The 8,541-nt window shown below is 37.8% G+C and carries 10 protein-coding genes; 2 read left to right on the plus strand and 8 right to left on the minus strand.

Annotated elements, in window-relative coordinates:
• Positions 1-75: 75 nt before the first annotated feature.
• The 5 genes from HMPREF3129_RS09330 to HMPREF3129_RS18685 form a co-directional block, all read right to left on the minus strand.
• Positions 76-3,225 carry a coiled-coil domain-containing protein gene (locus tag HMPREF3129_RS09330; RefSeq protein ID WP_036919959.1) on the minus strand — a complete coding sequence of 1,050 codons (3,150 nt, stop codon included), beginning with the start codon at positions 3,223-3,225 and terminating at the stop codon, positions 76-78.
• A gap of 67 nt (positions 3,226-3,292) precedes the next feature.
• Positions 3,293-4,015 carry a hypothetical protein gene (locus HMPREF3129_RS09335; protein ID WP_060556273.1) on the minus strand — a complete coding sequence of 241 codons (723 nt, stop codon included), beginning with the start codon at positions 4,013-4,015 and terminating at the stop codon, positions 3,293-3,295.
• Positions 4,016-4,137: 122 nt separating this feature from the next.
• Positions 4,138-4,863: a hypothetical protein gene (locus tag HMPREF3129_RS09340; RefSeq protein ID WP_036919958.1), complete on the minus strand. Its 726-nt coding sequence runs from the start codon at positions 4,861-4,863 to the stop codon at positions 4,138-4,140.
• A gap of 66 nt (positions 4,864-4,929) precedes the next feature.
• Complete coding sequence (locus tag HMPREF3129_RS18930; protein WP_017827421.1) at positions 4,930-5,559, minus strand: ORF6N domain-containing protein; 630 nt, start codon at positions 5,557-5,559, stop codon at positions 4,930-4,932.
• Between the two features lie 74 nt (positions 5,560-5,633).
• A complete protein-coding gene (locus HMPREF3129_RS18685) occupies positions 5,634-5,804 on the minus strand; it encodes a hypothetical protein (protein WP_017827422.1) in 171 nt (56 codons plus the stop codon).
• Between the two features lie 102 nt (positions 5,805-5,906).
• Between HMPREF3129_RS18685 and HMPREF3129_RS09350 the strand changes: the two genes are divergently transcribed.
• Both HMPREF3129_RS09350 and HMPREF3129_RS09355 read left to right on the plus strand, forming a co-directional pair.
• Complete coding sequence (locus tag HMPREF3129_RS09350; RefSeq protein ID WP_017827423.1) at positions 5,907-6,680, plus strand: LexA family protein; 774 nt, start codon at positions 5,907-5,909, stop codon at positions 6,678-6,680.
• A gap of 178 nt (positions 6,681-6,858) precedes the next feature.
• Positions 6,859-7,344: a hypothetical protein gene (locus HMPREF3129_RS09355; RefSeq protein ID WP_036919957.1), complete on the plus strand. Its 486-nt coding sequence runs from the start codon at positions 6,859-6,861 to the stop codon at positions 7,342-7,344.
• 7 nt (positions 7,345-7,351) lie between these two features.
• On the opposite strand, the gene HMPREF3129_RS09360 is transcribed toward HMPREF3129_RS09355, so the two are convergent.
• The 3 genes from HMPREF3129_RS09360 to HMPREF3129_RS19135 all read right to left on the minus strand — a co-directional run.
• Positions 7,352-7,756 carry a hypothetical protein gene (locus HMPREF3129_RS09360; RefSeq protein WP_052124583.1) on the minus strand — a complete coding sequence of 135 codons (405 nt, stop codon included), beginning with the start codon at positions 7,754-7,756 and terminating at the stop codon, positions 7,352-7,354.
• A gap of 6 nt (positions 7,757-7,762) precedes the next feature.
• Positions 7,763-8,230, minus strand: a complete 468-nt coding sequence (locus tag HMPREF3129_RS09365; RefSeq protein WP_036919956.1) for a Panacea domain-containing protein — start codon at positions 8,228-8,230, stop codon at positions 7,763-7,765.
• Between the two features lie 159 nt (positions 8,231-8,389).
• Positions 8,390-8,541 (minus strand): DUF6246 family protein (locus HMPREF3129_RS19135; RefSeq protein WP_368072761.1); only part of this gene is annotated, 152 nt, incomplete at its 5' end.

Consider the following 8,541-nt stretch of genomic DNA (forward strand, 5'->3'; position numbering starts at 1 on the left):
ATTCCAATCTGCATTGATAAAAAAACCATTGGGATGAATGTTAGCTGTGAATATCTTCATAACTACCTCTCTTAATTACCAACTTCTTACTTTTTCCAAAGCACCACCGCTACGCATTTCGTTACCAAGTACGTCATAAACCGTACCTCTCACCATTTGCTGTATTTGTTGCGCTTCCTTTTGAGTGATGCCATTAGGTGCTTGAACTTGGAATGTAAAGTGCATATCACCCATGCTGACACCATTACCACCTTTACCCATTTGTCGATTACTAATAACTCGACCATTATCACCCGGTATCATGTACTGACTACCGTTAGATGCCTTGAATATCTCAGGCTTACCACCCTCACCCACTCGATACATAGAGCCAGCATTTACGGGCCCACCATTTTTACGAGCACCAGCAAGCGCAATCATAGCGGGAATAGCTGTTGCCATTGCAGCCATACCCCATGTGGCGGCAGAGCCCATCGTGGCAATACTGGTTGTCGCTGCTGCCGGAGCCATAGCATTTGTAATTGCTGCGCCAGTGGTTGTAGCCTCCGCTATAGCTTGTGCATTGGAAGCCTTACGCATGGCACTTTCAGTAACCATATTCTTAACCTGTTGCATACCCATTTGAACCAGAGCGCCAACGGCTTGGTCTACAATGGTTAATGCGACATTACGGAAAGCATCATTAAGGGATTGTGTGCCTGTTAATAGCCCCGTGAGTACGTTAGTAGAGCGTTGTCCTAATGCGTCCAACCCATCAGCTAAGAATTGATTAGCTTGACTTTGATTACGCCATATCTCCCATTGAGCATTTAACCGGTCTTGCTCATATTGAGTATTAGCGGCATTCATTAACTCTAAGCCACGCTGAGTAATAGCGCCTTTTTCTGTTTCGAATTGGCGGATCATCTCAAGTTTCTTAGCGTGTTCGTTAGCCAGTGCTTGAATCGGGTCATATTGCCCTTTGGCTTCAGTTATTGGGTCAATAACCGCATTTATTTTTATTTCAGCCATTCCAGCATCAAATGCCTTCATTGCTTTATTGCCTAACGCCTTAAACGTTTCTTCATCAATGAAATCATTATCAAACATGCGTTTAAGCTCTTCAGACTCTTGTCTAAATGCTCTTGCAAGTTTTAACTCCGGTGTGATTTCTTGTGACTTAATAAAGTCATCGACTTTTTGTTTGAGGTCAAAAACTTCGGCGGCTTCTTTAGCAATAGCTTTCTTTTGCTTATCTGTCGCATCAGCACCCAGACTTTGAACAGCATTAAAAATAGCCATCTCTCTATTTACGTTAGCTGCGCCAGAACTCAATAATTCAAATTCTTTTCTTAACGCCTCAGTCTGTTGTTGTTGTTTTTTAATGGCATCGTCAATGCGTTTAGCTTCGTTATTTCCTGATTTTGATTTCTTGTTTTGATTTGTTAACTTTTCCCTAGCCTCGGTTTCTTCTTTAATTAATTGTATATAACGCTTTACCTGTCCCTCATCAGTCATGCCCATTTTGGCGGCCATGACGCTTGCACGATACTCTATCGCCGCATCTTTGCCATCCTTCATCTCTATTTTTAATGCAGTAACATTATTTTCAAGGTCTTGTAGCATCACTTCAAAGTTATTTGATAACTTCGCTTCTAATGCTGTTCTGAGGTTCGAAATAGCAATTTCTGCTTCCTCTGGAGGTACTTTTGCATCCTTAAGTGATTTAGCAAGATTGTCTATCTGGGTTTCTATATCAGCAATAACCGGAGAGCCTAGCTTTAATGTTCTCAACAATAATTCGTTAGCTTCACGAACTCCGCCAACGGATTTTAGATATAAAGCATTAGCTTCTATTTGTTCGTCGGTTTTACCTGTCCTTTCTTTTTCTGTCTTGTTTAATAATTCCAGTGTTCGGGAATAGTGCTTGTTTTCTTGTGTTAGATCTACTAACTTACCCTCTAACTCGCTAAGTTTTTGTTTTGCTTCATCTACATCTTGCACATCCTCCCAAACTCTACCGCTACCATCCTTGATACTTTGAATTATTGAACGTATATATGTTATTTTCTTTTCTAAAGAGTCAATTTCTTTCGTGTTTTCATTAATAACTGACCTTGCTTTTGATGCGGCAGCAGCAGCTTGTTTAGCGTTAAGCTCATCTAGTTTATTGATAGCTTCGTCAATTTTTGACTTATAATCATCAATAGATGAATTGTTGCTCATTGATTGATAAAGCGCATACACCCCTGCTGCGGCTAACATAAACAATCCAGTAGGACCACCCAATAATGCCATTGCGCTTTTCAATCCATTCATGGCAACACTTTGTGCCTGTGTGGCTAGCGTTACTTTTGCTGACGCTGCGGCAACTGCCTCATTTGCTGACTTTAAGGTTGCTTTACCTTTCTGCTCTAGCGCTATTGCTGCGTTTAATCGTTTAGTTGCAAGCGCTTCTGCCTCTTTTGCTGCTGCAATACGAGCCTCTATTGCGGCTATTTCTTTACCAGTAACTGACAACTGTGTCTTTATTTTGTTTTCGGTGGCGTAAAGTGCATTTTTTGCTTTAGTTACCGCCATTAAATTCTTTTCGCTAGCCGTCATCTGGTAGTTTTCTTCTGCATCTTTAACCATCAAAATTTGACGCTGACGAAGTGCCTCCAGATCCTTCATTTTTGCATCTGTAGAGCGCTCTATTTCAGTAATAGTGCTTTTTTCAGCACTAACTGAGGCTAACTTGCTTTGAGCTTCCTCTTTTGCTGCTTTTGCATTTAATACTTGCTGAGATGCCGCGGCTTGAAGTGCTTCTGCTTCTTTTTGCGCTGATTTAGCGTGTTCTAATTCTGCTTGAGTGGCTAGGATCGCGGCTTTTGTGTGCTGAACAAGTTGACTTGTTGCGCTACCAACATTGCTAACATAGCCAGCGCCAAATGTTCCTGATACGGTACTTAAGACGCCAGCAAATCTATTGTTCACCTGAGTCGCTTTCTCTGTTTTTGCTGACTGAGCGCCAATACTGCCAGCTAACTCAGACATTTTTCTGGATAGCTTGTTTATCTCTGGCATTTTTAAAGAGGAACCAACATTAGCGGCCGTTCTATCTAGCTTATTAAGCGCTTCTGTGGTTTTTTTTGTTGAGTTATTCATCTCCTCTAGGGATTTGCTTACTTCCTTTTCACCTTGTAATAAAGGCTTTATATCCATTGATACTTGGTAAACAATACCGCCAACTTTTTGTTCTGACATTTTAAGTCTCCTAAAAAAAGAAAACCCTGCCAAAATGACAGGGTCTTATGCACAAAATATGAAATCTTTATTTGTGTGAATCATATATTTTATCAAGCACGCTTTTAGCTATATTAAAGTTATTAATATTTATGATTTCATCTACTGATTTATTATTCCTGTATGGATAATACCTTATTGTTACTTTTGGGTTATGATTAAGCCTTTTAATTATATCTGTAGCCTTTTCTCCATAATATATCCCACCTAATTCGGATTCGATTGGCTTATCTTTATCAAATCTAATTAGCGATCTTGATGATTTTAATACCCCATTACCAACATACACTTGATACCCATCAGTATCTTTTGTCACGGTTATATTATTGGCCGACAAATAACAATAATACTCATCTGTCATCGCGTCGCTTTTACACCCAAAAGACCATAGTCCATTACTGCCATCAATTCTTCCAGAACCATCCTCATGATACACACCTATGTTATGTCCTTCTATATTAAAATGTTCCTTTGGTTTAATCACGTATGCAGTATCATCTCTATTTTTCCATATACTGCACTCCAAATAACTGTTTGGCATTAATTTATGAGTAGAAAATATAGATTCACTAATAATTACTTCTCTAGGCTTTATTTTTGAGTATGTTAATTTTGTAAATTCTTTACATCCCAACGCTCTTACTTCAGGGATATCATCCATCCATGACACTTCACTTTTTTCAACCACTATTGCCTTAGCTGAAGGCATAAATAATATTAGCAAAGATACTGTTAATGTTACCTTCCTCACAACACCATCCTCGTTAGTTAATTTGTTATTAGTTTAGCTGTTTGTGGTGCAAAGAAAAGCAAAAAGCCTCAGTTAAGAGGCGTGATATGTGATCTCAAGCAAGCCATCCTTGGCTTAGGTGTTTAAGCTACCTCAGCGCCATGAATGGCGTGTCGTAATGCTTTTACTCCATTGTCGTTATATCTGAATGCTTCAACCTGTTTTGAAGAATAAGCAGATTTATCTAAGAAATATTTCCCATATTCCTCTGTTTTTAATCCATGTTTATTAGCCAAGCGTCCAATTTTATTGGCAGACACTTCAAGCATTTCGCCAACCTCACCAGCGGTATAATACTTTTGTTCAAGTGCTGGCAAAGGAACGGCTTCAAACCCAACAATCGGATTGACGATATTAGCTGCTGCACACTGTTTTGCCTCATCACTCAGGTTCGGCATTAAGTCGAATAAGTTAGTAATGGCATCAACCGACATTTTAAGCGTTCTAGCTTGGCGGTATTCAGGTAAACCTGATTGGCTTTTGCCACTTTTTTGAGAAGCTACATGCATTGATTCCAGCTTGTCAACCAGAACACGACGAACAGCTTTTGATTCTCTAGCGGCTACACGAAGCGCTTGTTTGATATCCATTTCAATTATTTCAATTTGAGCGCCATTTTTATGACCTACAAAAATTTTGTAGGTCTCGCCATCTAATTCGTCTTTTACTCTTTCAATCAATACGTTATTACGAATTTGATTTTCACCACATGACTTACGAGCCACGTTAATCATTGATAATAACTTCTGGGTATCGATAGTTTTGTTCGTGACAGTGTTAAAACTATTTGTTAAAGTGATCTCACTCATGAAACATTTCCTTCTGGGTTTTGTTTGGGATTAGCCAATAGATCGCAACTATTGGCTTTTCTGTTTTTACCTGCATATTCTTGGCAACTCACCTTCTTGTAATCTCCCGTTAATATCTCTCCTTAAATTCATCAGAAACGCATAACCATCTTGAAATCTATCAACCAACCTTCCAGCAAGTGGTGATTCAAGTTGTCTTAGTATTGGATATATTTCTGACTTCCATGCTGAATAAAAAACATCGTAGTGATTAAATAGAGCGTTAATGTTGTGAGCATCTTTTTCCCTTTGGGTTATTGGGCGCGTGCTAACAACAACCTCATTTTTTCCTTTATTAAAATAGTGATCTTCCATTAATTCGAACACATCCCATGCTTTGTCTGTGTCTAACATTTTCGCATGGCGAGCCGCACCTCTTTCTGTCCACAGAATTAAACTTCTCGCTTTTGGTGAAATTTGTAGGTTACTTAAAGTAACTCGCAAATTTTTTAGAGCATTTCCAATAACTTTGAAGTAATGCTTACCCTCAATAAAGCGACCTGCATTACGGGAGTGGTTTACTTTTATGTTGTTACTTTTAGTATCATATAACTCAGCTAACAGTTCAGTCGTAACTACAGGTATTCCGTTATGCATAATTGCTGGGATGGATTTAACTGAATTGCTCATGTCGTTAATATTTGCTAAATTAGTCATGTCACTTATTCTCGCCCAAGAGTTTATTTGATAATGAAACCTCAATTGCTCGAACAATTGGGGTTTCTTCTTTTTTACGGCATCTCAAGTTCACCATTTTCCACTTTCTCTCTAAATACCTCTAAAATATATTCAAGCTGAACTTGAGTAGAGCGCCGTCTATTCTCCGCAACATTATCAATCCATTGCCTCATATCTGGCTTCATTCGAAATGGGTACGGCATAATTCTGTTTTTCTTTTCCATTTTATCTCCTATGAAGTATTTCAATATCACATCTTCATGATGTATTATTAGTTATATATCATGACTCACATTGTGTCAATATGAATTTTAAAGAGTTCACATATGAAAATAGATGATGGTTTTAAAAATAGAATTAGCGCCGCCAGACAAGCTGCTGAATTAACACAAGGTGAATTAGCGGAGAAAGTTGGTGTAGTGCGCAGACAGATTGCAGCTTATGAGGCTGGAAACTCCAAACCAAGAAAAAATGTTTTAACTAATTTGGCTGCTGCACTTGGTACAACATCAGAATGGCTAGCAGAAGGAACTGGAGAAGCCCCAGATTTAAGTAAGGTTGTTAAAACTATAACTCTACCTCTTATTCCAGTCCTCTCTTATTCTGACTCAGTTTTCGACTTGAATAATCCTGCTAGTTTTTCAAGGTTTGTCCCTTCAATCCCTGAAGCTAGTGATAAAGCATTTGCTTATGAAGTCATAGGTGATTCAATGACCTCTTCTTATGGAGTCAGCTTTCCATCAGGTACTATTGTTATCATAGATCCGTCTTTAGAGCCTAACCATATGGATTATGTGCTTCATTACATTGATGGGTTTTGTAGCTTTAAACAATTAATATTTGACCAAGGCGACTGGTATCTTTACTCATTAAATGATGACTATCCATCATGCGTTATTGGAGATATACGCCAAGTAATCGGGGTTGCGCTACAGGCTCAACTACCCTTAACATCTGATAGGGTCAAGGCGAATAACAAATTTAGCCCAACTGGTACGAAAATAGGTAATGATAACAATTTACAAGAAAAACTAAACACTATGGAATCCAAGCTACAGAGAATTGAAAATTTACTAAATGCTCTTACCGAAAAAAAATAACTACACCCCAAGGATGGGCTATCAATTCTCGCGATTCGCTATAATCAAACTATATCAATAGGTTGTAGATTTCAGGCAATAAAAAACCCACCGGAGTGGGTTAGTTTTATTATGATGCAAAATTGATCTACTAAATATATAATCTGTCAATTCAGATGACATTTATATAAATTTGCTAATGAACGATATATGTAATGAGGTTGCTAAATCTGCTTTTGATGAGATACAAAAACAAGCAGGTAATCCAGTAGTGAATAGCGCAGTGCATGAACTTGCTTTGGTGTTTAATGAACTAAAGCCTTTAATTATGACTAGCGTTGGACTTGTAATTTTATCAATTGTTATATTGCTTCACTCAAATAAAGTGTATAGATTTTTCATTAATTCCACGCAAAAAAGTGAGCTAATATCTGCATTACTAAAAGAAAGAATGGATATCGACCGCTACGGCAATGAAAGAAGACCAAACATGGATTTAATTGATTGCTGCAAACAATATAAATATGATTCCCTTTTCCCAGCAGTCTTAAGCGAGTTATCACATGCTGATTATGTCGAAATCCTTGCCTTATGGGATAATTTGAAAGATGCGAAGATTAGCAAAGAATCCCCACTAGAACAGGTGAAAATTATTGATAAAATAGTTAGTAAACTAAAATCCTAATCAGGCTCTATTCTTTCTTTTGATTACCACTACCACACTTTCTATTTGAAGGGAATAAGCCACGTATAACTCCAAGGAATGCTGCAAAAGTATTTAATGTAACTGCGGAAGTTATAGCTACCAATACAGTATCAGTAAAAACTTCCTTGTCAAAAAACAACTTGCAAAACGCCGTTGTAATTAGAACGACGGCCCATCCATACAATGTTTTTTTCACAACATTGTATGCTTTATCTCCAAATTTCTCTCTGAGAGCTCTGTCAGCCTTTCGGTCCTCAATATCTTCCAAAAGAATTAAGTTACCGTCAAAATTCGATGATTTTGACGGTTTATCTGTTTTGGAATCATTATCAGGTATGTTTTCTACGTTACCCGGAAGGTTTATACTCTTTAGTTGGTCAAGTGACGACATTAATGACTACTCTATACATTCTTTTAATAAGTCATTTGTAATTACAGCACCATCTTTTTCAGTAACATACCAAGCAGTTCCAGGGAGATGTGTTAAATAAGATAACTGAGTACCTCTTAACTCTCCATATACCTCAACAATTCTGTCGATTAAGTTGTTTACTTTAGAATCGGAGCTAGGGACGGTTGGTTGAACATAGAAAAATTCGTCATCCTCAAACTCTACGTCTTTAATTTTTCTTGTTATGTTACTTGCTCCGTATCTTTTTACTTTATGATACAGAGATGGAATAACTGGCCCATATTGCCACTTTGCAAAGAAATCATCAAAAATTGGCTCTCCATACAACTTCAAAGACCAAGATTGAGCATAAAACATGAGTTTTTGTAATTTCATCGGGGTTAAATCTGGTATCTCGCCATCTATCGCCCTTTGAATGAAGGCGTTTGCTACTGCTACAGCTGAATATGCCATAATTGCCTCCTTTTATATGTATATTTATACAGCTAATTCTGTACAACTATAATATCAGAACAATATTACAAGTCCATATCTAAATCATATTTATATTACTAGGTCAAGCTTTAAGCCAAACTAATTACTATGTGCTGCATTCTTGCTCGCAGCCTCCCTTTATCCTCTCTTTCTGCTCACCAATCTGCGCTTACCACTGATTAACTCATTATTACGCCTATCATCTTGCTTCATGATGTTGTCATATTCTTCTTTAGTGAAGCCTTTCTCATCAGGGTATTTAGCTTTGAGCATCATCTGAAATTCAGTCA

Source organism: Proteus sp. HMSC14B05 (genome assembly GCF_001808035.1).
Taxonomy (GTDB): domain Bacteria; phylum Pseudomonadota; class Gammaproteobacteria; order Enterobacterales; family Enterobacteriaceae; genus Proteus; species Proteus mirabilis.

What these genes read in the sequence shown, in the direction of transcription:
- HMPREF3129_RS09330 (WP_036919959.1), bottom strand. Translation starts at nt 3,225, where the DNA reads ATGTCAGAACAAAAAGTTGGCGGTATTGTTTACCAAGTATCAATGGAT.
- HMPREF3129_RS09340 (WP_036919958.1), bottom strand. Translation starts at nt 4,863, where the DNA reads ATGAGTGAGATCACTTTAACAAATAGTTTTAACACTGTCACGAACAAA.
- HMPREF3129_RS18930 (WP_017827421.1), bottom strand. Translation starts at nt 5,559, where the DNA reads ATGACTAATTTAGCAAATATTAACGACATGAGCAATTCAGTTAAATCC.
- HMPREF3129_RS18685 (WP_017827422.1), bottom strand. Translation starts at nt 5,804, where the DNA reads ATGGAAAAGAAAAACAGAATTATGCCGTACCCATTTCGAATGAAGCCA.
- HMPREF3129_RS09350 (WP_017827423.1), top strand. Translation starts at nt 5,907, where the DNA reads ATGAAAATAGATGATGGTTTTAAAAATAGAATTAGCGCCGCCAGACAA.
- HMPREF3129_RS09355 (WP_036919957.1), top strand. Translation starts at nt 6,859, where the DNA reads ATGAACGATATATGTAATGAGGTTGCTAAATCTGCTTTTGATGAGATA.
- HMPREF3129_RS09360 (WP_052124583.1), bottom strand. Translation starts at nt 7,756, where the DNA reads ATGTCGTCACTTGACCAACTAAAGAGTATAAACCTTCCGGGTAACGTA.
- HMPREF3129_RS09365 (WP_036919956.1), bottom strand. Translation starts at nt 8,230, where the DNA reads ATGGCATATTCAGCTGTAGCAGTAGCAAACGCCTTCATTCAAAGGGCG.